Here is a 25,975-nt window from a genome sequence, read left to right as displayed (position 1 = left end):
GGTGTCCCAGCCGGGTCACGCGGCGGCGTGCAGGGCCTGCAGCAGTGCCTGCCCCGGGGCGGTATGGAACCACGCCGGATGGCCCAGCATGAAAGGCTGCCAGGCCACGTCGGCATTCGCGGTCGAGCCGGTGATGCCCTCGAAGTACTCCACTTCGGACAGTGCGAAGTCGAAATGGACCATGGGCAGCAGGTCGGCCAGCAGGTGCACGCGTGCCGCCGACAGCGGCAGCACCTGGCGATAGCCCTCGAGCAGCGCCAGCGCGATGTCGAGGCGCACGGCCTCGCTGCCGCGTTCCAGTTCCAGCCACGCCACCGCGTTGCGCTCGATCGCGGTGGCGAGGTCGAACAGTGCGCTGGTGGGCGAAGCCAGGCCGAAATCCAGCACGGTGCTGACCTGCCCGTCGCGCCACAGCAGGTTGGAGACATGCCAGTCGTTATGCGCCCAGAGCCGTGGCTCGGCGCGCAGGCGCTCGGCCAGCCCGGCGTGCCACGGCAGTACGTCGCGCTGCAGCTGCGCCTCCCAGGGAATGCGCGCGAGATAGCGGGCCAGCCCGGGACGCTCATGCAGTCCTGCCTTGATCGCCGCGATCGGATCGTCGGCGCGGATCAGATCATCGCGCGCGACCAGCAGATGGGTGCTGCGCTGGGGCGCATGGTAGCTGGCGGCGGCACGGTGCAGCTGTGCGAGTGCGCGCCCGGCTTCGCGGGCCTGGGCGACATCGGTCAGCAGCGACCACGACACCGCGTCGCGGTACAGGTCATCGCCCGCGCCGACGGCATGCAGTTCAAAGGTCCACTCGCCGTGCTCGACCGCAGTGCGGCCATCGGCCGCTGGCAGCACCTGCACCACTGGTACGCCCGCCGCAGCGAGATGGGCGATGAAATGGTGCTCTTCTTCCAGGCACGTCGCGCTGCGCACGCTGTGGTGATGGCGCTTGACGAACACCGCCCCGTTCGCGCCGCTGACGATGGCGGCAGCCGACAGCGGCCGCGGGCTGTGCCAGCGCGGATGGCTGCCGCTGTCCAGCTGCGGGTAGCGCTGGCGCAGCCATGCGATGTCCGCCGCGCTGATCGGTGGCCAGTCGGCAGCCACCTCGTCGTTGTTGAGGCCCTGCACGCGGTGGGAGGGAGACGTCATGCCGCAGCCCGAGAGGGGAAAGTCACATCCAAGGCTGCGCATTCAACGCCATGAGCGCGGCCAACGCAAACGGGCGGGTCACCGACCCGCCCGTCCGTGCAGCCGCGTGGAGGATGCCGCGCGGCTTACCAGCCGCGATGGCGGCCGCGGTCGTGGTAGTAGCGGTTGTCGTAGTAGCGCTCGCGCTGCCAGCGGCGGTCGTCGCCGCGGTCGTAGTAACCGCTGCGGTAGTAGCCACGATCGTAGCGGCGGTCGTAGCGGTTGTCGTAGTAGCGATTGTCGTAATAACGACGGTCGCGGCGGTCGGAGGTGGTCAGATTGCCGATCGCGCCGCCGGCCACGGCACCACCGACGGTGGCGGCAGGATCACCGTTGGAGAGCAGGTTGCCGGCCACGCCACCGACCACGGCGCCGACCAGGGTGCGCTTGTCCTTCCTCGACATCGCGCTGGCATCGCTGACCACGGCGACACCGGCCACCAGTGCCAGCGCCATCGCCAGACCACGGAAGCTGAGTGTGGAAGTACTGAGCATGATTCGTTCTCCTGTGAGGTGCATGCCACGCTGGGCAGGGAGGGCGCGGGGCGCCCCGGCTGCCGTGATGTCCACGCTGGCGTTCCAACATTGCCGGAACATTGCCTGGGCCACCGTGCGGCTTGCGCATTCATCTAGCGGCAGGTGGCATGAAGCAAGGCTGAAAGCGGCCTCGGCCGCTCAGCTGGCAGAAAGGGAAAAGGCCACGCGGAGGTGGCCCCCTCCCTTCTCTGCCAAGGCGTTGGCATGTCAGACGCCCATCGCCTTCTGGGCCTGCCGCGCCGGCTCCCGCGGGGTCTCCTGCTGCGGCTGCAGCACGTCAGGGGCGCCCTGCACCGCATCGCTGCAGAGCGCCAGGCCCTGCCCGCTGGCGGCCCGCATCTCCACGGCGACGCGGCTGGGGGCCGGACATGCGCCGGTCGATTCCTTCGACCTCGCATTGTTGTTGGGGCGATTATGTGAATCGCGTCTCAGATTTTCCCGTCACGCAGGTAGTCGAACAATTCGGCATCGCCCTTCAACCCCAGCTTGAGCATCGCATCGCCCTTCTGCCGGCTGATGGTGCTGACGCTCTTGTGCAGCAGCAGCGAGATTTCCTTCACTGTCATGCCGGTGCCGAGCAGGCGCAGCACCTCCACCTCGCGCGGGGACAGCGGCTTGCCGTCGCCCTCGCGCATGCGCCAGCTGCCGGCTGCCTCCACCCGCTCGCGCAGGCTGCGGCTGATGTAGGGCTGGCCGCGGTAGACCGCCTGGATCGCCTGCGGCAGCTCGTCCATCGACGAACTCTTGTCGACCAGGCCGAGCACACCACTGTCGAGCACCATGCGCAGGATCGCCAGGTTGCTGGAAACGCTGAGCATCAGCACCGGCAGGTCCGGGTGGCGGCGCCGGATCATGCCGATCATGGCGAAGCCATCGGCCTGCGGACTGCCCGGCATCGAGTAGTCGGTGACCAGCAGGTCGCAGGGCTGGTTGGCGAGCAGGGTCATCAGTGCCTGCGCGCTGTCGGCCTCGCCGACCACGCGGCCCACGCCGCTGGACTCGATGACGGCGCGGGTACCGATGCGGACCACCGGGTGATCGTCTGCGATGATGATGCGCAAGCTCATGCTCTAGTATGGCCATCGGGCACGCCGGACCGCGACCATCGCGGTCCCTGGCAGGATTCTAGGAGATCGACGCAGATGCGTAGGTGGGCTGTTCGCGGGCTGCTGCTGCTGCTGCTGGCGGTGCTGGCCCTGCCCGTGGCCCAGGCACAGCCGGTCCCTGGGCTGCTGCCGCTCAGCCCGTTGCAGCGCGAATACCTGGTGGCGCATCCGACCATCGTTGTCGGGCAGTATGACAGCGGTTGGCCGCCCTTCGAGTCCCTCCGTGACGGCCAGCAGGTCGGTCTGGGACCGGACTACCTGTCGCATCTTGCACGCCAGCTCGGCATGAAGGTCGAGGCGCGCCGCTATCCCGACTGGACATCCGTGCTGGATGCGGCATGCCGTGGCGAGATCGACGTGGTGATGAATGTCGGTCTCAGTGCCGACCGCACCCGCTGCATGGTCTATACCGCGGCCTACAGTGAGGCGCCGCTCGCCCTGGTGGGCCGGCCCGATGACCTGCGTGCCTCCGACATGCCGGACCTGGATGGGCTGAGGGTCGTGATCGAGCAGGATTTCCTGACCGGTCCGCAGGTGCGCGCCCGATTCCCGCGTGCCCGCCAGCTTGTCGCAAGCGACACGTTGAGCGCGTTGCAGATGGTCATAGACGACAAGGCCGACGTCTACATCGGCAATGCTTTTGTCGCCACCGAGCTGATTGCCAGCCGGCGCCTGCAGGGCGTGGCGCTGCTGCGGCCGAGCGACCTGCCCCCTGAGCGGCTGCACTTCGGCATTCCCAACAGCAAGCAACCGCTGGCCGAAGCCCTGGACCTGGCGCTGGCGGCCACCAGCCAGGCCCAGCGCGATGCCCTGGCACAACGCTGGTTGTCACCGCCGCACTGGTCGGCATCGGCGCAGCTGGCGCTGAGCCAGGCCGAGAAGCGCGTGCTGGAGCAGCCGCTGAAGATCGGTTTCGCCCCGAATGCCGCGCCGCTGTCGTTCACCGGCGAGGATGGCCGGCCCAGCGGCCTGGCCAGCGAATACCTGCAGCGCCTGATGCAGGCCGGCGCCAACCTGCAGGTCGAGGACAGCCACGACTGGTACGAGGTACGCGAGAAGGCCCGCCGCGGTGAGCTGCAGGCGGTGATGGGCATTCCTGTCGATTCACGTTACCTGGGCCCGGACTGGGTGTTCAGCCAGCCCTTCATCAGCGTGCCGAACGTGATTGTGGTCAGGAGCGATGGCGAGTCGCTGCTGGACCTGGCTGACCTGCAGGGCAAGCGCGTGCTGCTGTCCGACCCGGAGCGTGTGCGCGGCTACGTGCTGCAGCAGGCACCGCAGGCGCGGATCATCGCTGCACGCAGCGCCGAACAGTCGCTGCAGCGCCTGCTCGATGGCGAAGCCGATGCGTACATCGGCAACCTTGCCGTGGTGGATCACCTGCTGCGCAGCCGTTTTCCGGGGCGGCTGCAGGTGGCGGCACCGGCCGGCTTCAACGACCAGCTGGTGCTGGCCGTGGATCGCCGCCACGCGGCGCTAGCCACCACCTTCGATCGCCTGCTGCTGCAGATGACCCCACGCAAGCGCGAGGCCCTGCGCAACGCCTGGCTGGGGGTGGAGTACCGCAACGGTGTCGACTGGAGCAACGTGTTGCGGTGGGGCGTGCCGGTGCTGCTGGTGCTGCTGACCGCGCTGCTGGTGCATGGCGTCGGCCATTGGCGCCTGCGCCGTGAGGTGGCAGGACGCCGCCAGCTGGAGCAGCGCCTGGCCGAGGTGACCGACAACCTGCCGGCGGTGGTCTACCAGGCACGTCGCGATGCCGATGGCACGCTCAGTTTCCCGTTCATTGCCGGCGACCTGCCGGCGTTGTTCGGTATCACCCGGCAGCAGGCCGAGCAGGATGCGAAGCTGCTGCTGGAACGCATCGAGCAGGACGACCGCGCGCACATCCTGCATTCCATCGAACAGGCCGCGCGCCAGTTCGCACCGTTGGTCCTGGAGTTCCGCCTGCGCAGCGATGAGGAAGGCACGCGCTGGGTGCGCAGCCAGGCCCACCCCTATGCCGCCGAAGAGGGCGCGGTGATCTGGAGCGGCTATTGGGTGGATGTGACCGAAGCGCGGATGCAGGCCGATGCGCTGGCGGCGGCGAAGGCAGAGGCCGAGCAGGCTGCGGAAGCCAAATCGCGTTTCCTGGCCACGATGAGCCACGAGATCCGCACGCCCATGAGTGGCGTGCTGGGCATGCTGGAGGTGCTGGCGCATTCGCCGCTGGACAGCGAGCAGCAGCGCATCCTCGGCGTGATCGAGGATTCGGCGCAGATGCTGCGGCAGATCCTCGACGACATCCTCGACTACTCGCGGCTGGAAGCAGGTGCATTGCGCCTGGAGCCGGTGCCGCAACCGCTGCGGCCCCTGCTGGAAAGCGTGTGCCGCCTGCTGTCCGCGCAGGCCAGCGCGCGTGGCCTGGCGCTGCACGTGCAGATCGATCCCGATCTGGCGCCGGCCCACGAAGTGGACGGCGTACGGCTGCGCCAGATCGTGTTCAACCTGCTCAGCAATGCCATCAAGTTCACCAGCCAGGGCGAGGTGCGCCTGCAGCTGGACGTCCTGGGGCCGACCAGCGAGGACGGTGTGCAGCCGCTGTGCCTGAGCGTGACCGACACCGGCATGGGCATCGCACCGGAACAACTGCAGCACCTGTTCGCGCCATTCACCCAGGCCGGCGCCTACATCCAGCGTGACCACGGCGGCACCGGCCTGGGCCTGAGCATCTGCCAGCGCCTGGTGCAGATGATGCAGGGCGAACTGACCCTGCACAGCACGCTGGGCGAAGGCACGCGCGCCGAAGTGCGGGTCTCGCTGGTCGAGGCCGGCAGCGAGGACGCGGCGGCGCTGCTGGCCGAGCAGGACCAGACCGCGCTGCTGCCCGCCGCGTTGCGCCAGGCGCGGGTGCTGGTGATCGAGGATCACCCGACCAACCAGGCGATGATGGCGTGGCGGCTGCAGCAACTGGGCGTGCCCTATGTGCTGCTGGGCGACGGCCAGCAGGCGCTGGACCGCTTGTCATCAGAGTCCTTCGACCTGGTCATTACCGACTGCCGCATGCCGGTACTCGACGGGTTCGGGTTCACCCGCCTGCTGCGCGAACGCGAGGGTCGCACCGGGCAGCCGCGACTGACGGTGCTGGCATTGACCGCCAGCGTGCTGGACGACGATGCGCGCCGCTGCCGCGAGGCAGGCATGGACGAGGTGCTGGCCAAGCCGCTGTCGCTGGCCACGCTGCGCACCGCGCTGCTGCGCTGGCTGCCGCAGGCGCAGGGCCAGTCGTTCGACGCGGCCGTACAGGAGGATGCCGCCGACGACGGTGATGCGCTGCCTGACCTGGCCACCCTGCAGCAGCGCTACGGTTCGCGTGCGGTGGCCGAACAGCTGCGCGACAGCCTGCTGCAGGCCAGTGAGGGCGACCTCGCGGCCGTGCTGCGCGCCGTGCAGGCCGGTGACCGCGAGGCCGCGGCGCGGCACCTGCATCGCCAGGCCGGCGGCCTCGGGGCGATCGGAGCGACGGCACTGGCCGGGCAGGCCAACGCGCTGGTCGAGCGCCTGCAGGATGCGGGCGGGGCCGACCCGGCACCGTTGTTCGCCGCCGTCACGGCGTTCGTGGCCCGGCTGCAGCATCAGCTGCAGCGACTGGCTCACTGAGCCGACTGCTGTTGCAGGTAGGCGATCACCAGCGCGCGGCGTTCGGGGCTGGGGAAGGCGTTGTACATGCGGGTGCCGGGCACCACGTGGGTGGGCGACTGCAGGAAGGCATCCAGGGTCTGCGCGGTCCAGGTGATGTCGGCGCGGCGCATGCCCTCGGAATAGCCGTAGTCGGGCAGGCTGCCGGCGCGGCGGCCGATCACGCCGTGCAGGTTCGGCCCGAAGCGGTGGATGCCGCCGGGCTGCACGGTGTGGCAGCCGGCGCACAGTTCGAACGCGCGCTGCATGGCCTGCTGCCGGGCCTGTTCCGGCGTGGCCGGTGGCGCAGGCGGGCGCTGGCAGGCCGTGGCAAGCAGGGCCCAGGCAAGGGCGGTGAGCAGGGAGACACGCATGGCCGGGCAGGATAGCGGTGCGCTGCAGTGGCCGGGCTGCGACACGCAGCCGCAGCCCGGGGCGATCACATGCCCGAGTAGTTCGGGCCGCCGCCGCCCTGCGGGGTCACCCAAACGATGTTCTGGGTCGGGTCCTTGATGTCGCAGGTCTTGCAGTGCACGCAGTTCTGCGCGTTGATCTGCAGGCGTGCGTTGTCGGCTTCGCCAACGAACTCGTACACGCCGGCCGGGCAGTAGCGCGCTTCCGGGCCGGCGTACTCGGCCAGGTTCACCTTCACCGGAATGCTCGGGTCCTTCAGGGTCAGGTGGCTGGGCTGGTTCTCGTCGTGGTTGGTGCTGCTCAGGAACACCGAGCTGAGACGGTCGAAGGTCAGCACCCCGTCCGGCTTCGGATAGGTAATGCGGGTGTGCTGGGCCGCCGGCTCCAGGCAGGCATGGTCCGGCTGGGTGCGGTGCAGCGTCCACGGCGGGTTGCGCACGCCCAGCTTCGGCAGCAGCCACTGTTCCACGCCGGTCATCAGCGTGGCCACGGTCTGGCCCTTCTTGAACCACTGCTTGAAGTTCTTGGCCTGCTGCAGTTCGGTGAACAGCCAGCTGGCTTCGAAGGCCTTCGGATAGTCGCTCAGCTCATCGTGCTGGCGGTTGGCGGCCAGCGCGTCGAACGCGGCGTCGGCGCAGAGCATGCCGGTCTTGATCGCGGCGTGGCTGCCCTTGATGCGGCTGGCGTTGAGATAACCGGCCTCGCAACCGACCAGCGCGCCACCGGGGAACACCGTCTTCGGCAGCGACAGCAGGCCGCCGGCGGTGATCGCACGCGCGCCGTAGCCGATGCGGGTACCGCCTTCCAGGTGCTTGCGGATATCCGGATGGGTCTTGAAGCGCTGGAATTCCTCGAACGGGCTCAGCCAGGGGTTCCTGTAGTCCAGGCCGACCACGTAGCCGATGGCGACCTTGCCACCTTCGGCGTGGTAGAGGAACGCGCCGCCGTAGGTGTCGCTGTCCAGCGGCCAGCCGGCGGCGTGCACCACCAGGCCCGGCTCATGCCGGGCCGGGTCGATCTGCCACAGTTCCTTGATGCCGATGCCGTAGGCCTGCGGGTCCTTGCCTTCGTCCAGCTTGTAGCGGGCGATCAGCTGGCGGCCGAGGTGGCCGCGCGCGCCTTCGGCGAAGACCGTGTACTTGGCGTGCAGCGCCATGCCGCGCTCGAAGGCCGGGCCGATGCTGCCGTCCTTCTCGATGCCCATGTCGCCGGTGGCCACGCCGATCACTTCGCCGTTGTCGCCGTACAGCACCTCGGCGGCGGCGAAGCCGGGGAAGATCGCCACTTCCAGCGCCTCGGCTTGCTGCGCCAGCCAGCGGGTCACTTCGCCCAGGCTGATGATGTAGTTGCCTTCGTTGTGGAAGCACTCCGGCAGCAGCGCATTGGGCGTGCTGCGCGACCCGGTCTCGCTGAGGAACAGGAACTCGTCGCGGGTAACCTTCTGCTTCAGCGGTGCGCCGCGTTCGGCCCAGTCCGGGAACAGTTCGGCCAGCGCGCGCGGATCCATCACCGCGCCGGACAGCACGTGCGCGCCCGGTTCGGAGCCCTTTTCCAGCACGCACACCGACAGTTCGCGGCCGGCTTCGATCGCGCGCTGGCGCAGGCGGATCGCGGTGGCCAGGCCGGCGGGGCCGGCGCCGACGATCACCACGTCGAACTCCATTACTTCACGCGGGGGCAGGGCGTTGGCTTCAGCGCTCATCGATTGCATGACTCGTGGGTAGGGCCGGCATCGGGGCCACCGGCGGTGCCTGGGAATCGCGCGTGCAGCCACGGGCGAAACGGTTGTTTGAATGTGTCAGGGTACCGGGCCGCGCGTGATCGAGCTAGATCGGCGATGTTCACGCCCGGATTGCTGCAATGCAGCGTAGGGCCGCAGCCCCGCCGGTGCCGACCCTGGCCGGCACGCGCTGTGCGGATGACCGACAATGGCCCGGTCCTGACTGCGCATGAGTGCCATGGCTTTGCATCCGTACGATCTGTTCGATGTCCGTTCCCTGCTCAACGAGGAAGAGCGCGCGGTGCAGGAGAGCGTCGCCCGCTTCACCAACGAGCGCGTGCTGCCGATCATCGGCGATGCCTTCGACCAGGCCCGTTTCCCCGCCGAGCTGGTGCCGGAGATCGCGTCTCTGGGCCTGCTCGGCGCGACACTGCCGGCCGAATACGGTGGCGGTGGCCTCGGCGCGGTCAGCTATGGCCTGATCTGCCAGGAGCTGGAGCGCGGCGATTCGGGCCTGCGCAGCTTCGTTTCGGTGCAGAGCTCGCTGTGCATGTATCCCATCTACGCGTATGGCAGCGAGGAACAGCGCCAGCAGTGGTTGCCGGCGATGGCACGCGGCGAACTGATCGGCTGCTTCGGCCTGACCGAGGCGCACGGCGGGTCCGACCCGGCCAGCATGAAGACCCGCGCGGTGCGCGACGGCAGCGACTGGCGCATCAGCGGCAGCAAGATGTGGATCACCAGCGGCCCGGTGGCCGACCTGGCCATCGTCTGGGCACAGACCGAGGACGGCATCCAGGGCTTCGTGCTGGAGAAGGGCATGGCCGGCTTCACCACGCAGGAAATCAAGCACAAGATGAGCCTGCGCGCATCGCTGACCGGTGCGCTGTTCTTCGATGACGTGCGCGTGCCCGACAGCCACCGCCTGCCGAACGTGAAGGGCCTGAAGGGGCCGCTGGGCTGCCTGACCCAGGCCCGCTATGGCATCAGCTGGGGCCCGATCGGCGCGGCCATCGCCTGCCTGGATGAAGCGCTGGGCTACGCCAAGGAGCGCGTGCTGTTCGGCCGCCCGCTGGCTGCCACCCAGAGCGCGCAGATCAAGCTGGCGGAAATGGCCCGCCGCATCACCACCGCCCAGCTGCTGGCCCTGCAACTGGGCCGGCTGAAGGAAGCCGGCCAGCTGCAGCCGCAGCAGGTCAGCCTGGCCAAGTGGAACAACTGCCGCATGGCGATCGACATCGCCCGCGAGTGTCGCGATCTGCTCGGTGGGGCTGGCATCACCACCGAACACGTGGCGATCCGGCACGCGCTGAACCTCGAATCGGTGATCACCTATGAAGGCACCGAGACCGTGCACCAGCTGGTGATCGGCCGCGAACTGACCGGCATCAACGCGTTCTGAGTGCACCGGTAGTGCCGGCCGCTGGCCGGCATTGCCCAGCAGCGTATCCGCAGGCGAGCGATCGGTGTACCGAACCGCGCACCGGACGGAACTGCCGCGAGTGTTCAAGGACAGCCTGTAGCGCGCGGCTGTCGGGTCCGCCTTGAAGCGAGCCGAGGAGCGCAGGGTACCGGTGCACAGCACCGGCTCGCCGATGGCGGCGCGATTCTTTGGTTACTTTCTTAGCGCGAGCAAAGAAAGTGACACACGTGAGCTACGCCCCACCGGCAAACCCGTGCTGCCGCCACGCCTCGTACATCACCACGGCAACGGTGTTGGAAAGATTGAGGCTGCGGTTGCCCGGCCGCATCGGCAGGCGCAGGCGGCGGCCATCTGGCAGCGCATCGAGCACGTCCTGCGGCAGGCCACGGCTTTCCGGGCCGAACAGGAAGGCATCGCCCTCTTCAAAGGCCACGCTGTCGTAGCGCACGCTGGCGCGGGTACTGAGTGCGAACAACCGATTCGGTGCGATCCGCGCCAGCGCGGTGTCCAGGTCGGGGTGCACCTGCAGGCGCGAGTACTCGTGGTAGTCCAGGCCGGCGCGCTTGAGCTGCTTGTCTTCCAGTGCGAAGCCGAGCGGCTCGACCAGGTGCAGCTGCGCGCCGGTGTTGGCACAGAGCCGGATCACATTGCCCGTGTTGGGCGGGATTTCCGGTTGGAACAGGATCACGTGGAACGGGGGCGCGGCATTCATCGGCGCAGTGTACCTGCGACGGCGGCCGGCTTTACGGCGCGCGCCCTGCGCTGGGCAGGGCGGCACCGCTTACGGGCGCAGCAGGACCTGGGCGGTTTCGGTGGCCAGCGCCTGCAGGTCGGCAGCGCTCGGGCGCACCTGCAGGGCCGGCAGGTTGACGATGACCGAGTTGGCGACGTTGGTGGCGGCGGCGGCCAGGGTGGCGGCGTAGCGCTGGGCTTCCAGTTCGGCGGCCAGGGCGACGCGCTGTTCCAGGCTCGGGCGCACTTCCACCGAGGCCAGGGTGGTGATCGGCATCGCGGCGGCGACCGGGGCGGCGACGTAGCCGTTGCGCTCGGCCAGCTGGTCAGCGCTGGGGCGCACTTCCACGGTGGCCAGGGTCGGGATGCCGCTGGCCTGTTCCCAGGCCTGCTGGGCCAGTTGGTCGGCGGCCGGGCGAACCTGCACGGTGGCCAGGGTCTTGATGGATTCGGAGGCCTGCACCGACGAAACAACCGCGGTGCCGGCGATCAGGGCGATGGCGATGGCAATGGTCTTGGTGTTCATGACGGGGCCTGTTTAGTGTTGTTGAGCGGTGGTGTGGTAGTAAGGTAGTACACCAATTCTGGGCATGCAAGAGAAATTTTCGATTTCCTGCATTTGTTCAGTCTTCAGTCAGCTTTTGTCTGAAGCCCTTCCTGGCGCAGGAAGTACCAAGCAATCCGCGTGCCAACTTTTAGTTATTGATTTGAAAGGTTTTTTCGGCATCCGAAAAGTGTCCGCTGGGCGGACACCTGTCCATTCGTCGCGCCACGGACACTGTCCGGACGTCTTCAGCCGGCGCATGTGACGGGCCAGGCACGCCGATCGGGCCGGGAGCGGAGGGCCTTGGGGGCGAACACCCCCAGTGACTGGTGACCGATTCCGGCCGCCGCGCGCGCAGGCTAGGATCGGGGTTCACCTTCGTGACCAAGGATCCGGATATGTCTCTCGCCCTTCGCCCGCGCGCTGCACTGCTGGCCGTCGCCCTCAGCACCGCCCTGGGCACGCTCGCGCCCACCCATGCGCTCGCCGCCAAGCCGGCGGCACCGGCCAAGGTCGATATCCCGTACGAGCAGTTCACCCTGCCCAATGGCCTGCGCGTGATCGTGCATACCGATCGCAAGGCGCCGATCGTTGCGGTCAACGTCTGGTACCACGTGGGCAGCAAGGACGAACCGGCCGGCCGTACCGGCTTCGCGCACCTGTTCGAACACCTGATGTTCCAGGGCAGCGAAAACCACGACGGCGAATTCTTCGAACCGTTCAAGCAGGTGGGTGCCACCAACCAGAACGGCACCACCAACACCGATCGCACCAACTATTTCGAGAACGTGCCGACCACCGCGCTGGACATGGCGCTGTGGATGGAATCGGACCGCATGGGCCATCTGGTCGGTGCGATCGACCAGGCCGCGCTGGACGAGCAGCGCGGCGTGGTGCAGAACGAGAAGCGCCAGGGCGAGAACCAGCCCTACGGCCAGGCCTGGGACCAGCTCAACAAGGCGCTGTACCCGGTAGGCCACCCGTACCACCACGGCGTGATCGGGTCGATGAACGATCTCAACGCCGCGTCGCTGGATGACGTGAAGACCTGGTTCCGCACCTGGTACGGCCCGAACAACGCGGTACTGGTGCTGGCCGGCGACATCGATCTGGCCACCGCCAAGGAAAAGGTCGCCAAGTACTTCGGCAGCATCCCGGCCGGCCCGACCATGGCGCAGCCGGCCGTGAACGTGGCCAAGCGCAGCGCCGACACGCGCGAGACGATGACCGACAAGGTGCCGCAGGCGCGCATCTACCGCGCCTGGAACGTGCCGCAGGTCGGCACCACCGAGGTCGATCAGCTGCAGCTGTTCGCGCAGGTGCTGGGCGGTGCCAAGTCCTCGCGCCTGAGCCAGCGCCTGCAGCACCAGGACAAGCTGGTGGACAGCATCGCGTCCGGCCTGTCGACGTCGCAGCTGGGCTCCAACTTCGTGATCATGGCGACGGTCAAGCAGGGCCAGGACCCGGCCAAGGTCGAGAAGATCATCGACGAGGAACTGGACCGGCTGATCAAGCAGGGCCCCACCGCGGCCGAGCTGGAGCGGGCCAAGACCGGTGCCCGCGCAGGCTTCATCCGCGGCATCGAGCGCATCGGTGGCTTCGGCGGCAAGGCCGACGCACTGGCCGAGTGCGCAGTGTTCACTGGCGACCCGGGCTGCTTCCGCACCTCGCTGGCCAACATCGAGAAGGCCAGCGCTGCCGACCTGAGCCGCCTGGGCGCGCAGTGGCTGGACAAGGGCAGCCACACCCTGGTGATCGCACCGGGTGAACGCGTGGCGCTGAAGGAAGATCCCAGCCAGGCGCCGAAGCCGTTCAACGTACCGGCGGTGGACCCCAAGTACAGCACCCTGCCGGAGCAGGTCGACCGCAAGGCCGGCGTGCCGCAGACCCGCGAGTTCCCGCAGCTGAAGTTCCCGGCGCTGCAGCGCGCCACGCTGAAGAACGGCACCCAGGTGATCCTGGCCGAGCGCCATGAGATCCCGGTGGTGCAGTTCAGCTACCAGTTCCCGGGCGGCTTCAGTGCCGACCAGGGCCGCAAGCCGGGCACCGCCAACTTCACCATGAGCCTGATGACCGAAGGCGCCGGCAAGCTGGGCTCGCTGGCCTTCGCCGATGCCGCTGACGCCCTGGGCGCCAGCCTGGATGCCTCGGCCGGCCTGGACTCGATGAGCGTGGACCTGTCGGCGCTGAAGGAAAACCTGGCACCGTCGCTGGCGCTGTACCGCGACCTGCTGCGCGAGCCGCGTTTCGAGCAGGGCGAGATCGACCGGGTCAAGGCGACCTGGATCGCCGGCATCCAGCAGGAGAAGGTCAACCCCGGTGCGGTGGCGATGCGCGTGCTGCCGCCGCTGCTGTACGGCAAGGGCCATCCGTATGCCATTCCGTTCACCGGTAGTGGCGACGAGGCGGCGATCAACGGCCTGACCCGCGAGGACCTGGTCGACTTCCACCACGACTGGCTGCGGCCGCAGAACGGCACCCTGATCGTGGTCGGCGACACCACGCTGGCCGAGATCGTGCCGCTGCTGGACAAGCAGCTGGGCGACTGGAAGGCGGCAGGCGATGCGCCGCAGGTGAAGGCGGCCACCGATGTCGTACTGCCGAAGGGCCCGCGCGTGTTCCTGATCGACCAGCCGGGTGCGGTGCAGGCCAACCTGTTCGCCGGCCAGGTGGTGCCGCCGTCCAGTGCGTCCAGTTCCACCCGCTTCGACATTGCCAACGGGGTGATCGGTGGCGACTTCACCTCGCGCCTGAACATGAACCTGCGCGAGGACAAGCACTGGTCCTACGGTGCGCGCAGCAGCGCGGTCAACTCGGTGGGCCAGCGCCCGTGGATGGCCAGCGCGCCGGTGCAGATCGACAAGACTGGCCCGGCGATGGCCGAGATGCGCAAGGAAATCGCCGCGTTCGCCGATGGCAGCAAGCCGGCGACCGCGGCCGAGGTCAACCGCATCCGCAACATCCAGACCCTGAGCCTGCCCGGTGCCTACGAGACCGCCAGCGCGGTGGCCGCCACCATCGGTTCGATCGTGCAGTTCAAGCGCCCGGACGACTATGTGCTGCGCCGCAAGGCCGAGATCGAAGCGATGACCCCGGCGCAGGTGCAGCAGGCCGCTGCCGAGATCAAGCCGCAGGCCCTGACCTGGGTGGTGGTGGGCGATCTCAAGCAGACCGAAGCGGCGGTGCGTGCGCTGAACCTGGGCGAGGTGACGGTGATCGACGCCGAAGGCAACCCGGTCAAGAAATAAGGGATGTGCCTGCCCGCCCCGGCGGGCAGGCCTCCCCAGGTAGTGCCGGCCGCTGGCCGGCAACCCCGTCATGCATCCGGGGTCAGAGCCCCCTGCGGGGGGGCTGACCCCTCTGCCGACCTGGGGTCGGATCCCCCGCAGGGGGCTCTGACCCCGGCCCCGGCTACCCCCGATTCAGGCTGTTCAGGCAGAATCCCCCCATACCCTTCCAGGATCTGCCCATGCGCGTTCTGCTGCTTTCCTCCCTGCTGCTCACCGTCACCGCCTGTACCTGGGTGCCGATCGAACCGGCCGGCAAGGCGACCCGCGTGCTGCCGGCGGGCCCGGTTCCAGCCGGTTGCATCGCCAAGGGCGAGGTGGTGGTCACCGTGAAGAGCAAGGTCGGCTTCTACAACCGCAACCCGCTGCGGGTGCAGGAAGAGCTGGAAACGCTGGCCCGCAACGAGGCCCCCAGCGCCGGCGCCAATGCCGTGCAGGCCGCTGCGGCCCCCGCCGATGGCAGCCAGCGCTTTGCGGCGTTCCAGTGCCCGCCGCGCTGAACGCTTCACCATACGGCCAAGGCTGAATTCGTAAAGATGCGGTGAAAGCCCGGGGGTTATAGAATAGCGCCCCCTTTTGCCTGAGCCTTGGCGCTAACCTCGATGCTCTTCAAGAATGTCTCGATCGCCGGCCTGGCACACGTCGACGCGCCGCATACGCTGACGACCAAGGAAATCAACGAGCGGCTGCAGCCGACGCTGGATCGCCTGGGTATCCGCACCGATGTGCTCGGCGACATCGCCGGCATCCACGCCCGCCGCCTGTGGGACAACGGCGTGCTGGCCTCGGACGCTGCCACCATGGCCGGGCGCAAGGCGCTGGAAGACGCGGGCATCACCGCGACCCAGGTCGGCCTGCTGGTCAACACCTCGGTCAGCCGCGATTACCTGGAGCCGTCCACCGCCTCCATCGTGTCGGGCAACCTCGGCGTCAGCGACGAATGCATGACCTTCGACGTCGCCAATGCCTGCCTGGCCTTCATCAATGGCATGGATATCGCCGCGCGCATGATCGAGCGCGGTGATATCGACTACGCGCTGGTGGTGGATGGCGAGACCGCCAACCTGGTGTACGAGAAGACCCTGGAGCGCATGACCGCCCCGGACGTCACCGCCGATGATTTCCGCAACGAGCTGGCCGCGCTGACCACCGGTTCGGGCGCCGCCGCGATGGTGATGGCGCGCTCGGAGCTGGTGCCGGATGCCCCGCGCTACAAGGGCGGCGTGACCCGCTCGGCCACCGAGTGGAACCAGCTGTGCCTGGGCAACCTGGACCGCATGGTGACCGACACCCGCCTGCTGCTGATCGAAGGCATCAAGCTGGCGCAGAAGACCTTCAGCGCCGCCAAGATCGCACTCGGCTGGGCCGTGGAAGAACTGGACCAGTTCGTGATCCACCAGGTCAGCCAGCCGCACACCGCCGCGTTCATCAAGAATTTCGGCATCGACCCGAAGAAGGTCATGACCATCTTCGGCGAGCACGGCAACATCGGCCCGGCCTCGGTGCCGATCGTGCTGAGCAAGCTCAAGCAGCTGGGCAAGCTGAAGAAGGGCGATCGCATCGCGCTTCTGGGCATTGGCTCGGGCCTGAACTGCTCGATGGCTGAAGTGGTCTGGTAAAAAGTCACCGCTGACCTGCTGCACGATGGGCAGCGATGATTTTTCCAAGTGTCCAGGGGCCGGTTCTACCGGCCCTTTCTACAGGTGCGATTCGATGTCCCAGCTTCCCGGTTACCCCGCCCACCCGCAGCGCTTCGAGGTCCGCCCGGGCCTGTCGATGAACTATCTCGACGAAGGCCCGCGCGATGGCGAAGTGGTGGTGATGGTGCACGGCAACCCGTCGTGGAGCTATTACTGGCGCACGCTGGTGGCCGGCCTGTCGGACAGGTACCGCTGCATCGTGCCGGACCACATCGGCATGGGCCTGTCGGACAAGCCCAATGACAGCCGCTACGACTACACGCTGCAGTCGCGCGTGGACGACCTCGATGCGCTGCTGAAGCACCTGGGCATCACCGGCCCGGTGACCCTGGCCGTGCACGACTGGGGCGGCATGATCGGCTTCGGCTGGGCGCTGTCGCACCACGCCCAGGTCCAGCGCCTGGTGGTGCTCAACACCGCCGCGTTCCCGATGCCGGCGGCGAAGAAGATGCCCTGGCAGATCGCGCTGGGCCGCCACTGGAAGATCGGTGAGTGGATCATCCGCAGCTTCAACGCATTCTCGTCCGGCGCCTCGTGGCTGGGCGTGGAGCGGAAGATGCCGGCCGATGTGCGCCGCGCCTACGTGTCGCCGTACAACAGCTGGGCCAACCGCATCAGCACCATCCGCTTCATGCAGGACATCCCGCTGTCGCCGGCCGACAAGGCCTGGTCGCTGCTGGAACGGGCCGGCAAGGCGTTGCCGTCGTTCGCGGATCGACCGGCCTTCCTCGGCTGGGGCCTGCGCGACTTCGTGTTCGACCACCACTTCCTGAAGGGCTTCCAGGCCGCGCTGCCGCAGGCCGAGGTGCATGCCTTCGAGGACGCCGGCCACTACGTGCTGGAAGACAAGCATGAAGTGCTGGTGCCGGAGATCCGCGCCTTCCTGGACGCGAACCCGCTCTGATCGGCTCCCGGGCCGGATCCCGGGAGTGCCGGCCGCTGGCCGGCAACCTCATGAACCCGGCGCGCATAGCGCGCTTGCCGGCCAGCGGCCGGCACTACCATTACGCCGCGACCGGTGCCTGCGGCGGTGAGGACGGGCTGTTGCCGTTGTCGTCCGGATGGTCGTCGTCATTGTCGGCGTCATCGCGCCAACGCCAGTCGGCCAGCGTCAGCGGATCCAGGCCATAGGCGATGCGTGCCTTGTCGCACTGCGGGCTGGCCTTGCCGTACTCCCAGGATGCATCCACCTCACGGCACACGCTGGGCCGGTTGGGGTGGATGGTGCAGCGCGAGTACACGCCGATCTGCGCATCCAGCGCCACGCAGCGCACCGGCTTGGAGTGGGTGCCGCGCATGCACAGGCGGTGCGGGTCCAGCACCTCGGTGAGCTGGTGCGGCACGCCGCCGGGGGTGACCTCGTCCGATTCCATCCAGTGGAAGGCCACGCGGTATTGGGTGCAGCAGGCGCCGCAGGTCATGCAGGGATGTTGCATGGGCAAGCCGCCTCGGGCGGCAGTCGGAATCAGGAACGAGGGAGCGGATTTTCCACGAAGTGGGCCGCCGCGCAAGAAATTCCGTAAGCGGCGACAATGAACGGATGAACCGACCCTGCAACATTGCCGCGCGCCTGCCTGAACTGGCGCGTGAACGCCCTGACCAGATTGCCATCCGTTGTCCCGGCCGCCGCGGCGCGGGCAATGGCATGGCGGCCTACGACGTGACCCTGGACTACCGCCAGCTGGACACCCGCAGCGATGCCATGGCCGCCGGCCTGGCCGGTTACGGGATCGGCCGCGGCGTGCGTACGGTCGTGATGGTGCGGCCCTCGCCGGAGTTCTTCCTGCTGATGTTCGCGCTGTTCAAGCTGGGCGCGGTGCCGGTGCTGGTCGACCCGGGCATCGACAGGCGTGCGCTGAAGCAGTGCCTGGACGAAGCGCAGCCGCAGGCCTTCATCGGCATTCCGCTGGCGCACGTGGCGCGGCTGGTGCTGCGCTGGGCGCCGTCGGCCACCCGCCTGGTCACGGTCGGCCGGCGCCTCGGCTGGGCCGGCACCACGCTGGCCGCGCTGGAGCGCGCTGGCGCCAGCGCTGGGCCGATGCTGGCCGACACCGATGGCGAGGACATGGCCGCGATCCTGTTCACCAGTGGCTCCACCGGCGTGCCCAAGGGCGTGGTCTACCGCCACCGCCACTTCGTTGGACAGATCCAGCTGCTGGGCAGCGCCTTCGGCATGGAAGCGGGCGGTGTGGACCTGCCGACGTTCCCGCCGTTCGCGCTGTTCGACCCGGCGCTGGGCCTGACCTCGGTGATTCCGGACATGGACCCGACCCGGCCGGCGCAGGCTGACCCGGCCCGCCTGCACGACGCCATCCAGCGTTTCGGCGTGACCCAGCTGTTCGGCTCGCCGGCCCTGATGCGGGTGCTGGCGCGGCATGGCCGGCCGCTGCCGACGGTGACCCGGGTGACCTCGGCCGGTGCCCCGGTGCCGCCGGATGTGGTCGCCACCATCCGCGGCCTGCTGCCGGCCGATGCGCAGTTCTGGACCCCGTACGGCGCCACCGAGTGCCTGCCGGTGGCGGTGGTCGAGGGGCGCGAACTGGAGCGTACCCGTGCCGCGACCGAGGCCGGTGCCGGCACCTGCGTGGGCAGCGTGGTGGCGCCCAACGACGTGCGCATCATCGCCATCGACGACGCGCCGTTGCCGGAGTGGTCGCAGGCGCGCGTGCTGGCCACCGGCGAAGTGGGCGAGATCACCGTGGCCGGGCCGACCGCCACCGACAGCTACTTCAACCGCCCGCAGGCCACCGCGGCGGCGAAGATCCGCGAGACGCTGGACGACGGCAGCACGCGCATCGTCCACCGCATGGGCGATGTGGGCTACTTCGACGCGCAGGGCCGCCTGTGGTTCTGCGGGCGCAAGACCCAGCGCGTGGAAACCGCGCGCGGGCCGCTGTACACCGAGCAGGTCGAGCCGGTGTTCAATACCGTGGCCGGCGTGGCGCGCACGGCACTGGTCGGCGTCGGCGCCGCCGGCGCGCAGGTGCCGGTGCTGTGCGTGGAACTGCAGCGCGGCCAGTCCGACAGCCCGGCGCTGCAGGAAGCGCTGCGTGCACATGCCGCCGCCCGCCTGCCGGAGGCCGGCCTGCAGCACTTCCTGGTGCATCCGGCGTTCCCCGTCGATATCCGTCACAACGCCAAGATCGGCCGCGAAAAGCTCGCCGTCTGGGCCAGCGCCGAACTGGAGAAGCGCGCATGAAGATCCTGGTCACCGGCGGTGGTGGTTTCCTTGGCCAGGCGCTGTGCCGTGGCCTGGTTGAACGTGGCCACCAGGTGCTGGCGTTCAACCGCAGTCATTACCCGGCGCTGCAGGCGATCGGCGTGGGCCAGATCCGCGGCGACCTCGCCGATGCACAGGCGGTGCTGCACGCGGTGGCCGGCGTCGATGCGGTGTTCCACAACGGTGCCAAGGCCGGGGCGTGGGGCAGCTATGACAGCTACCACCAGGCCAACGTGGTCGGCACCGACAACGTCATCGCGGCGTGCCGCGCGCATGGCATCACCCGGCTGGTCTACACCTCCACGCCCAGCGTGACCCATCGTGCCACGCATCCGGTGGAAGGCCTGGGCGCGGACGAGGTGCCGTACGGGGAAGATTTCCAGGCGCCGTATGCGGCCACCAAGGCGATCGCAGAACAGCGCGTGTTGGCGGCCAATGACGCCGCGCTGGCGACGGTGGCGCTGCGCCCGCGGCTGATCTGGGGCCCCGGTGACCAGCAGCTGGTGCCCAGGCTCGCCGAGCGTGCGCGGCAAGGGCGCCTGCGCCTGGTCGGCGATGGCAACAACAAGGTCGATACCACCTACATCGACAACGCCGCGCTGGCGCACTTCCTCGCCTTTGACGCCCTGGCACCGGGCGCTGCGTGTGCGGGCAAGGCCTACTTCATCTCCAACGGCGAGCCGCTGCCGATGCGCGAGCTGGTCAACAGGCTGCTGCAGGCGGTGGGTGCGCCAACGGTGGACAATGCGATCAGCTTCAAGACCGCCTACCGCATCGGCGCCGTCTGCGAGCGGCTGTGGCCGCTGCTGCGCCTGCGCGGCGAGCCGCCGCTGACCCGCTTCCTGGCCGAGCAGCTGTGCACGCCGCACTGGTACAGCATGGAACCGGCACGCCGTGACTTCGGCTACGTGCCGCAGGTCAGCATCGAAGAAGGGCTGCGCAGGCTGAAGGCTTCATCTGCCGCATAGATCGCCATCACTGGTTGCACACCGCTGGATCGGGAGGATGGACCCACGCCATCCAAGGCTCGACCACCCGCGAGGAGCGCCATGCTGCACTACGCCATTATCTTCTTTGTCATCGCCATCATCGCCGCCGTTCTGGGTTTCTCCGGAATTGCCGGCGCCGCAACGAACATCGCCTGGATCCTGTTCGTGGTGTTCCTGATCCTTGCCGTGATCTCGATGTTCCGCAAGCGAGGCTAGCCGGTAGTGCCGGCCGCTGGCCGGCATCGCTTTCCGCAGAGTCGAGCCATGCTCGACTCTGCGGGCGATCACCACGTTACACAGCGCTCTGCAGCCCGCGATCGGCCTCATGGCGCTCCAGCGCCAGTTCGATCAGGCGGGTGATCAGCGTGGTGTAGTCGATGCCGCTGGCGCCCCACAGCTTCGGATACATGCTGATGCGGGTGAAGCCCGGCAGCGTATTAACCTCGTTGATGATGATCTCGCCGCCCGCGGTGAGGAATACGTCCACGCGCGCCATGCCCGCGCACTCCAGCGCCTGGTAGGCCTGCAGGGCGATCTGCTGGATGCGTGCCTGCGTGAGGGCATCGATATCGGCCGGCACCACCACGTCGGCGCCATCTTCGTTGATGTACTTGGTGTCGTAGGCATAGAACTCGTCGTGCACGACTACCTCGCCGCACAGGCTGGCCTGAGGTTGCGCGTTGCCCAGCACCGCACATTCGATCTCGCGGCCGACCACCGCCGATTCCACCAGCACCTTGTGGTCGTAGCGCAGTGCCAGTGCCAGTGCCTCGGCAAAGCCCGCCGCATCCTTGACCTTGCTCACGCCCACCGACGAACCCTGGTTGGCCGGCTTCACGAACAGTGGCAGGCCGAGCCGGGCGATCACCGCATCGACATCCACCGACGCCGCCTGGTGGCGGCGGATGCACAACCACGGCGCTACCTGCAGACCCGCGTCGCGCAGCAGGCGCTTGGTCACGTCCTTGTCCATCGCCACGGCCGATCCCAGCACCGGTGAACCGACGAAGGGCAGGTTGGCCATGCGCAGCAGGCCCTGCAGCGCGCCGTCCTCGCCCAGCGGGCCGTGCACGATCGGCAGCACCACATCGATCTGCGCCAGGGCGCTGGCCGCGTCCGAGGGCTGCAGCTGCGCCTGCTCGGCGCCCGGAAGGACCGCCAGCGACAGGCCGGAACGATGCAGCGCGATGCGGGCCGGGTCGTCGGCATGCAGCAGGAAGGTCGCCGGTTCGCTCAGATGCCACTGGCCCTGCTTGTCGATGCCGACCAGCACCGGCTCGAAGCGCTCGCGATCAAGGGCGTCCAGGATGTTCTTCGCCGACTGCAGTGAAACTTCGTGTTCGGAAGACTTGCCACCGAAGATGATGCCGACCCGGGTGCGTGCCATGGGAAATGCGATGTCCTGTGCGTTGCGTGGCCTCATAGCATGAACCTTCATCGACCCACCGCGTGAGGCACAGATGAACCAGAAATCCATCCACGCATGGCGTGGATCTACCGTCCTCATGGCCCATCAACAGGGGTCGAAGCCCGTTGCGGAGCAACGGGATCCGACCCCACGGACGGCAGGCAACCGTCGAAGGCGGGGTGGGGCCGGTTGCGGGGGTGTCCGCGGCATGGATGCCGCGGCCAAGCCCCCACGGACGGGTTTACGGCGTCCCCCGCAACCGGCCCCATCCCGCCAACCACGGAATGCCCGCTGTTGCTGTTGCTGTTGGGGTTGAGGTTGCCGGCCAGCGGCCGGCACTACCGCGGGTGCCGGGCGGCAGCCCGGCCCAAGCTCCCCACCCACGCAGGTAGAATGCGCGCATGGCTCCTTCCCTGCTCAAGTCCCTCAAGCCGGTCGCTGGCCGCGCCCTGCAGATCGCCCTGAACCGCGCGCTGGCGCTGGATCCGGATACCCGCCATGCCCTGGCCAGCCTCGATGGCCGGCACATCGACCTGACCCTGGAAGCGCCGTCGCTGGCAATGCGCATCAGCGTTGATGGCGACCAGCTGCGGGTCGGCCCGGTGGATGCGCAGGAAGCCGACCTGGCCGTGCGCAGCAGCCTGGCCGGCGTGCTGGCGCAGCTGCCGCTGCTGGCCAACGCCCGGCGCGGCGAATCCAACAGCAAGGGCCGCGTGCGCGTGGCCGGTGACGCCGAACTGGCGCGCCGCCTGCAGCAGCTGGCCAAGGGCTTCGATCCGGACTGGCAGCAGCCGTTCGTCAGCGTGTTCGGCGAGGTACTGGGGGTGCAGGTTGCCAACACCCTGCGCAGTGCCCTGCAGCATGCGCGCCAGGGGGCAATCGACCTGGCCCACAGCGCCGCCGAATTCATCACCGAGGAGTCGCGCGATGTAGTGCCGCGCGCCGAGCTGGATGCCTTCCACGATGACGTGGACGTGCTGCGCGATGACGTCGAGCGCCTCGGCGCACGCGTGCAGCGCCTGCCGGGTGCCGCATGAAGGCCGTGCTGCGGGCCAGCCGCATCGGCCGGGTGATCCTGCGTTACCGCCTCGACGACCTGCTGCAGGGCACGCCGGCCGAGCGCTGGCTGCGCCTGGCCAAGCCGTTCGTACCGCGTGCCTCGGCCGACATCGCCGTGCAGTCGCGCGGTGCGCGCCTGCGCCTGGCGCTGCAGGATCTCGGCCCGATCTTCGTCAAGTTCGGCCAGATCCTGTCCACCCGCCGCGACCTGGTGCCGCCGGACGTGGCCAACGAACTGACCCTGCTGCAGGATCGGGTCAAGCCGTTCGATGGCGAAACCGCACGCCGCATCGTCGAGGATGCCCTCGGCCGGCCGGTCAGCGAGGCGTTCGCCAGCTTCGATACCGAACCGCTGGCCTCGGCCTCGATCGCGCAGGTGCATGCGGCCACGCTGGCCGATGGCCGCCAGGTGGTGGTCAAGGTGCTGCGCCCGGGCATCGAGAAGCAGATCGACGCCGACATCGCCCTGCTCAATTCGCTGGCCGCGCTGGTCGAGCGTACCCATCCGCGTGCCGACAAGATCCGTCCGCGTGAAGTGGTGGCCGAGGTCGAGAACACCCTGGCCGCCGAACTGGACCTGCAGCGCGAAGGCGCCAACGCCAGCGTGCTGCGCCGCTTCTGGGAACACAGCGACGATCTGTACGTCCCGGAAGTGATCTGGAGCCACACCGCCGAGCGTGCACTCACCCTGGAGCGGGTGTGGGGCATTCCGTCCGATGACATCGTCGCGCTGGACAAGGCCGGCATCGACCGCAAGGCGCTGGCTGCCAAGGGCGTGCGGGTGTTCTACACCCAGGTGTTCCGCGACAACTTCTTCCATGCCGATGCGCATGCCGGCAACATCTGGGTCGACACCGATCCGGCGCGCCGCGCCAATCCGCGCTTCATCGCGCTGGACTTCGGCATCATGGGGCAGCTGTCGCAGGAAGATCAGTACTACCTGGCCGAGAATTTCATGGCCATCTTCAACCGCGACTACCGCCGCATCGCCGAGCTGCATGTGCAGGCGCGCTGGATGCCGGACAACGTGCGCATCGATGATCTGGAAGCAGCCGTGCGTTCGGTGTGCGAGCCGTACTTCACCCGCCCGCTGTCGCAGATCTCGCTGGCCGAAGTGCTGATGAAGCTGTTCCGCGTGGCCCAGCGCTACCAGCTGACCCTGCAGCCGCAGCTGATCCTGCTGCAGAAGACCCTGCTGAACATCGAAGGCGTCGGCCGCCAGCTGGACCCGCAGATCGACATCTGGGCAGTGGCCAAGCCGGTGCTGGCGAAGATCCTGCGCGAGCGCTACAGCCCGCGCCGGGTGGTGCGCGAGATCGGCAAGCGCCTGCCGGAGATCATGACCCACGCGCCGGACATGCCGCGCCTGGTGCATGCCTGGCTGACCCAGCAGGTGGAGGGCCGCCATGAGCTGGCGATGCGCTCGCGCGATCTGGTCGCGCTCGACGCCAGCGTGCAGCGCCTGCAGAAGCGCGCGGTCGGCGCAATCACCGGCGTTGGCCTGCTGGCCATCGCCGCGCTGATGTACGTGCTGCAGCCGCCAGGCTGGTACTGGGGTGAGGTGCCGATGTGGAGCTGGGTGTCCGGTGCCGTCGGTGCGCTGGCGCTGGCGCGCGCGTGGTGGAAGTAGACCCGGTGCTGCGGGCGCTGAAGGATGAGCTGGCACGCTTCGGCGCCGAGAACGACGCGCGTGAAAGCCAGCGCGGCCGCCGCATGCTCAACATCACGCCGGACACCGGCGAATTCCTGTCGGTGCTGGTGCGTTTCGGCAATGCGCGACGGGTGCTGGAAATCGGTACCTCCAACGGCTACTCCACGCTGTGGCTGGCCGAGGCCGCCGCCGCCATCGACGGCCACGTGACCACGCTGGAATTTGCCGAGGACAAGGCGGCGATGGCGCGCTCCACGTTCGCGCGCAGCGGGTTGGCCGCGCACATCACGCTGGTGCATGGCGATGCCGGGCAGTGGTTGGCCGAGGCCGCCGAAGGCAGCATCGACCTGCTGTTCCTCGATTCGGACCGCGCGCAGTACGCCGGCTGGTGGCCGCAGCTGCGCCGCGTGCTGCGGCGGGGTGGCCTGCTGGTGGTGGACAATGCCACGTCGCACGCGGTGGAGATGGAGCCGTTGCGGGCGCTGCTGGACACTGATCCGGTGTTCAGCACCAGCCTGGTGCCGGTGGGCAACGGCGAGCTGCTGGCCGTGCGCAACGGCTGACCGCCGCGCCACACTCCCGTGATCCGGTAGTGCCGGCCGCTGGCCGGCAACCGCAGCAATCCAACTGCCCGGAGGCAGCCGGCCAGCGGCCGGCTCTACCCCATTCAGTGCCCAGCCCCGATAATCCTGCGGTGAGCACCGAACCTGACACCCTCGCCGCGGTCGAGCCTGAAACCGTGCCCCTGCAGCTGCTGCACCTGGACGAGCGCCTGGCCGTGGTCAACAAGCCCGCCGGGCTGATGGTCCACGACAGCAAGCTGGCCCGAGGCGAGGACGATTTCCTGGCCGACCGCCTGCGCGAGCAGCTGGGCCGCCCGATCTTCCTCGTGCACCGCCTGGACCGGGCCACCAGCGGCTGCCTGCTGCTGGCCTTCGACCGCGAGACCGCCAGTGCGCTGGGCAAGGCGCTGATGGGTGGCGAAGTGGCCAAGGACTACCTGACGGTCTGCCGGGGCTGGCCGGCCGAGCTGTCGTGGCGGGTGGACCATGACCTGGATGGCGGGCCGGGCAAGCCGGTGAAGAAGCCGGCGATCACCGATTTCCAGCGCCTGGCCACCGGCGAGCTGTCGGTGCCGGTGGGTGAATTCACCCGCTCGCGCTACGCGCTGCTGCGCTGCCAGCCGCAGACCGGGCGCTTCCGGCAGATCCGCCGGCATCTCAAGCACCTGTCGCACCACATGATCGGCGATACCAGCCACGGCGATGGCCGCCACAACCGCATCTTCCGCATGCAGGGCGTGCATCGCATGCTGCTGCACGCCGAGCGCCTGCGCTTCCCGCATCCCGA

The 25,975-nt window shown here is 68.5% G+C and carries 23 protein-coding genes; 13 read left to right on the top strand and 10 right to left on the bottom strand.

The genetic code is table 11. The annotated features are described in order from the left end of the window. Nucleotides 1-15: 15 nt before the first annotated feature. The 4 genes from BLS66_RS10090 to BLS66_RS10080 all read right to left on the bottom strand — a co-directional run bounded on the left by BLS66_RS10090 (nt 16) and on the right by BLS66_RS10080 (nt 2,782). Nucleotides 16-1,140 carry a phosphotransferase enzyme family protein gene (locus tag BLS66_RS10090; protein ID WP_074725799.1) on the bottom strand — a complete coding sequence of 375 codons (1,125 nt, stop codon included), beginning with the start codon at nt 1,138-1,140 and terminating at the stop codon, nt 16-18. Nucleotides 1,141-1,265: 125 nt separating this feature from the next. Further along, nucleotides 1,266-1,673, bottom strand: coding sequence for a glycine zipper 2TM domain-containing protein (locus BLS66_RS10085; protein ID WP_049416597.1), 408 nt, complete (start codon nt 1,671-1,673; stop codon nt 1,266-1,268). Between the two features lie 249 nt (nt 1,674-1,922). After that, the gene (locus tag BLS66_RS20740) at nt 1,923-2,060 is read right to left on the bottom strand and encodes a hypothetical protein (RefSeq protein ID WP_167357705.1); all 138 of its coding nucleotides are present in this window, start codon (nt 2,058-2,060) and stop codon (nt 1,923-1,925) included. Between the two features lie 83 nt (nt 2,061-2,143). Then, nucleotides 2,144-2,782, bottom strand: coding sequence for a response regulator (locus tag BLS66_RS10080; protein ID WP_049439268.1), 639 nt, complete (start codon nt 2,780-2,782; stop codon nt 2,144-2,146). Between the two features lie 75 nt (nt 2,783-2,857). On the opposite strand from BLS66_RS10080, the gene BLS66_RS10075 reads away from it, so the two are divergent. Continuing rightward, a complete protein-coding gene (locus tag BLS66_RS10075; protein WP_074725798.1) occupies nt 2,858-6,460 on the top strand; it encodes an ATP-binding protein in 3,603 nt (1,200 codons plus the stop codon). Here the strand turns inward: BLS66_RS10075 and BLS66_RS10070 are convergent. Both BLS66_RS10070 and BLS66_RS10065 read right to left on the bottom strand, forming a co-directional pair. After that, nucleotides 6,454-6,852, bottom strand: a complete 399-nt coding sequence (locus BLS66_RS10070) for a c-type cytochrome (protein WP_049470065.1) — start codon at nt 6,850-6,852, stop codon at nt 6,454-6,456. The genes BLS66_RS10075 and BLS66_RS10070 overlap by 7 nt on opposite strands. 65 nt (nt 6,853-6,917) lie before the next feature. Then, complete coding sequence (locus tag BLS66_RS10065) at nt 6,918-8,594, bottom strand: electron transfer flavoprotein-ubiquinone oxidoreductase (RefSeq protein WP_074725797.1); 1,677 nt, start codon at nt 8,592-8,594, stop codon at nt 6,918-6,920. A 256-nt stretch (nt 8,595-8,850) separates the two neighbouring features. On the opposite strand from BLS66_RS10065, the gene BLS66_RS10060 reads away from it, so the two are divergent. Beyond that, the gene (locus BLS66_RS10060; RefSeq protein ID WP_033835514.1) at nt 8,851-10,014 is read left to right on the top strand and encodes an acyl-CoA dehydrogenase family protein; all 1,164 of its coding nucleotides are present in this window, start codon (nt 8,851-8,853) and stop codon (nt 10,012-10,014) included. A 253-nt stretch (nt 10,015-10,267) separates the two neighbouring features. Here the strand turns inward: BLS66_RS10060 and BLS66_RS10055 are convergent, their stop codons facing one another. Both BLS66_RS10055 and BLS66_RS10050 read right to left on the bottom strand, forming a co-directional pair. Continuing rightward, the gene (locus BLS66_RS10055) at nt 10,268-10,747 is read right to left on the bottom strand and encodes a tRNA (cytidine(34)-2'-O)-methyltransferase (RefSeq protein WP_049455011.1); all 480 of its coding nucleotides are present in this window, start codon (nt 10,745-10,747) and stop codon (nt 10,268-10,270) included. Nucleotides 10,748-10,816: 69 nt separating this feature from the next. Further along, nucleotides 10,817-11,293: an XAC0231 family protein gene (locus tag BLS66_RS10050; RefSeq protein ID WP_049470054.1), complete on the bottom strand. Its 477-nt coding sequence runs from the start codon at nt 11,291-11,293 to the stop codon at nt 10,817-10,819. Nucleotides 11,294-11,709: 416 nt separating this feature from the next. Between BLS66_RS10050 and BLS66_RS10045 the strand changes: the two genes are divergently transcribed. From BLS66_RS10045 to BLS66_RS10030, 4 genes are all read left to right on the top strand, one after another. Then, complete coding sequence (locus tag BLS66_RS10045) at nt 11,710-14,559, top strand: M16 family metallopeptidase (RefSeq protein ID WP_057493994.1); 2,850 nt, start codon at nt 11,710-11,712, stop codon at nt 14,557-14,559. A 221-nt stretch (nt 14,560-14,780) separates the two neighbouring features. After that, on the top strand, nt 14,781-15,098 hold the full coding sequence (locus tag BLS66_RS10040) for a DUF4156 domain-containing protein (protein ID WP_005407628.1): 318 nt from the start codon (nt 14,781-14,783) through the stop codon (nt 15,096-15,098). A gap of 102 nt (nt 15,099-15,200) precedes the next feature. After that, nucleotides 15,201-16,217 carry a 3-oxoacyl-ACP synthase III gene (locus BLS66_RS10035; RefSeq protein ID WP_010487115.1) on the top strand — a complete coding sequence of 339 codons (1,017 nt, stop codon included), beginning with the start codon at nt 15,201-15,203 and terminating at the stop codon, nt 16,215-16,217. A gap of 94 nt (nt 16,218-16,311) precedes the next feature. Beyond that, the gene (locus tag BLS66_RS10030; RefSeq protein WP_074725796.1) at nt 16,312-17,202 is read left to right on the top strand and encodes an alpha/beta fold hydrolase; all 891 of its coding nucleotides are present in this window, start codon (nt 16,312-16,314) and stop codon (nt 17,200-17,202) included. 100 nt (nt 17,203-17,302) lie between these two features. Here the strand turns inward: BLS66_RS10030 and BLS66_RS10025 are convergent, their stop codons facing one another. Beyond that, nucleotides 17,303-17,734 carry a YkgJ family cysteine cluster protein gene (locus BLS66_RS10025; protein ID WP_029380125.1) on the bottom strand — a complete coding sequence of 144 codons (432 nt, stop codon included), beginning with the start codon at nt 17,732-17,734 and terminating at the stop codon, nt 17,303-17,305. A 104-nt stretch (nt 17,735-17,838) separates the two neighbouring features. On the opposite strand from BLS66_RS10025, the gene oleC reads away from it, so the two are divergent. From oleC to BLS66_RS10010, 3 genes are all read left to right on the top strand, one after another. Continuing rightward, nucleotides 17,839-19,497, top strand: coding sequence for an olefin beta-lactone synthetase (gene oleC, locus BLS66_RS10020; protein WP_074725795.1), 1,659 nt, complete (start codon nt 17,839-17,841; stop codon nt 19,495-19,497). Then, entirely contained in the window at nt 19,494-20,486 is a 993-nt protein-coding gene (oleD, locus tag BLS66_RS10015; RefSeq protein ID WP_074725794.1) for a 2-alkyl-3-oxoalkanoate reductase, read from the top strand. The genes oleC and oleD overlap by 4 nt, the downstream gene beginning before the upstream one ends. A gap of 81 nt (nt 20,487-20,567) precedes the next feature. Then, entirely contained in the window at nt 20,568-20,723 is a 156-nt protein-coding gene (locus BLS66_RS10010) for a DUF1328 domain-containing protein (RefSeq protein ID WP_005407633.1), read from the top strand. A 76-nt stretch (nt 20,724-20,799) separates the two neighbouring features. Here BLS66_RS10010 and ddlA read toward each other — a convergent pair whose 3' ends face one another. Then, complete coding sequence (gene ddlA, locus BLS66_RS10005) at nt 20,800-21,894, bottom strand: D-alanine--D-alanine ligase (RefSeq protein WP_074725793.1); 1,095 nt, start codon at nt 21,892-21,894, stop codon at nt 20,800-20,802. Nucleotides 21,895-22,316: 422 nt separating this feature from the next. On the opposite strand from ddlA, the gene BLS66_RS10000 reads away from it, so the two are divergent. The 4 genes from BLS66_RS10000 to BLS66_RS09985 all read left to right on the top strand — a co-directional run. Next, complete coding sequence (locus BLS66_RS10000) at nt 22,317-22,952, top strand: ubiquinone biosynthesis accessory factor UbiJ (RefSeq protein WP_074725792.1); 636 nt, start codon at nt 22,317-22,319, stop codon at nt 22,950-22,952. Further along, a complete protein-coding gene (ubiB, locus tag BLS66_RS09995; RefSeq protein WP_074725791.1) occupies nt 22,949-24,604 on the top strand; it encodes a ubiquinone biosynthesis regulatory protein kinase UbiB in 1,656 nt (551 codons plus the stop codon). The genes BLS66_RS10000 and ubiB overlap by 4 nt, the downstream gene beginning before the upstream one ends. 5 nt (nt 24,605-24,609) lie before the next feature. After that, on the top strand, nt 24,610-25,188 hold the full coding sequence (locus tag BLS66_RS09990; RefSeq protein WP_074725790.1) for an O-methyltransferase: 579 nt from the start codon (nt 24,610-24,612) through the stop codon (nt 25,186-25,188). A 107-nt stretch (nt 25,189-25,295) separates the two neighbouring features. Next, on the top strand, nt 25,296-25,975 hold a 680-nt coding region (locus BLS66_RS09985; RefSeq protein WP_425513290.1), incomplete at its 3' end, for a pseudouridine synthase.

The organism is Stenotrophomonas pavanii, assembly GCF_900101175.1.
Taxonomy (GTDB): domain Bacteria; phylum Pseudomonadota; class Gammaproteobacteria; order Xanthomonadales; family Xanthomonadaceae; genus Stenotrophomonas; species Stenotrophomonas pavanii.
This window is presented reverse-complemented; position numbering and strand designations above follow the sequence as displayed.